1 protein-coding gene is annotated in these 1,331 nt (G+C 39.7%); it reads left to right on the top strand.

The features are described from left to right. A partial coding sequence (locus tag BP95_RS33590; protein ID WP_197035299.1) for a hypothetical protein occupies window positions 1–1,018 on the top strand: 1,018 nt, incomplete at its 5' end. Window positions 1,019–1,331 lie beyond the last annotated feature (313 nt).

The raw sequence follows: 1,331 nt of genomic DNA, 5'->3' as shown, positions 1-1,331 counted from the left end.
GGATTTGCCTAATCGTTTTCGAGTTCAAGATATTGATCCTGTCTTATTTGACCATCAAATAATTGATATAAAACAATATAATGCATGGGAAGATCAGCATTTAACACCACAGCAGAAAAATGATATCGCAAATCTGATATATGAAAGATTCAAGGATGACACAGATTTAGCGATTCAGAACTATTTCTATGTCGTGGAGCATACGAGTGAAGGGGTTGACGCATTAGCTGGTGCTATTGGCGCTAGAGCTGTCCGCAGTCGTAATTCACAACCGCCAATCAAGCCGCAAGGAATATCGAAAGGAAGCAATATTAGGGGAATTAAGGTAAGCTGGGGTCAAGCGAAGACGTTTATCAATGATAGATTTGAAGCCTTACAAAAGTCTGTTGGGCAATTGCCTAAGAATAAGCTGGCGTATGATGGGCCAAATGTGAACTATAAATCGTCTACGCAGAAGCCTCTAGAACCGACAAAGAATCAGATTGAGGTGCGGAAATATTATTCTGGAACCGAACCGGAGAATTCAGCGTCAGGATCTGCTTCGTGCAAAGTCAAGAAGGCAAGTGGTGAGGGGACGAAAAAACTTGATGAAAGTAATAGGCTAAATGTAGGTGCAGGAGATAACCCTCGACCAGGATACCGGAATGGGGATATTAATCCACGAGCTGAGGGTGTTGAGGTAATGGATGCCAATAACCTAGTTGGAATTAAAACAGGTTCACAGGCAGAGGTAATTGTGCAAAACCCACATGGTTATAATGCTCTTGAAGGTGATATTCCACGGGTAATCGAGCCAGGAGGCTCACTGAAAATAGTAGGTGGGGAGAAAAAAACCTATTTCAGCAAAATATATAAAATGAATGATGAGGAGCTTTCGAGATACGGTTTTAGATTGGTGAACAAAGGAAAGGCCTCGGATGATTTGATGTTTGGAACTCAGAAAACAACTAGCGGCGATGCTTTCAGTGAGAAGGCATTAAGTAAACAATTAGAAGTAATTTTAAGGAGGTTGAAATAGATTTGATATTAAATATTTCCGATGAAAAATTTGAGCTGATATATTTAAGTGAGTCCACAATAAACATTGATTATACTTCAATGTCTTCTACTAAGTTGGTACTAGATGTATGGGGGGTAACTCTACCTATTAGTGTATATGGTTTAGAAGCGTATGGATTAACTGAACATACCAAACCATTCAATGATGATATCTACGTCTCTGGTTACTCTAGGCTCTAGATCGGCTACACTTAGTTGGACAGAAAAATTAAGGGCTAGTAGAATTAACACATCATAACAAGGAGCGGATCTACTATGCCAAGAATAAGACG

It is taken from the genome of Paenibacillus sp. UNC217MF (genome assembly GCF_000686865.1).
GTDB lineage: Bacteria > Bacillota > Bacilli > Paenibacillales > Paenibacillaceae > Paenibacillus_B > Paenibacillus_B suaedae.
The sequence above is the reverse complement of the archived record's forward strand: the minus strand, read 5'-3'. Positions and strand labels throughout refer to the sequence as shown.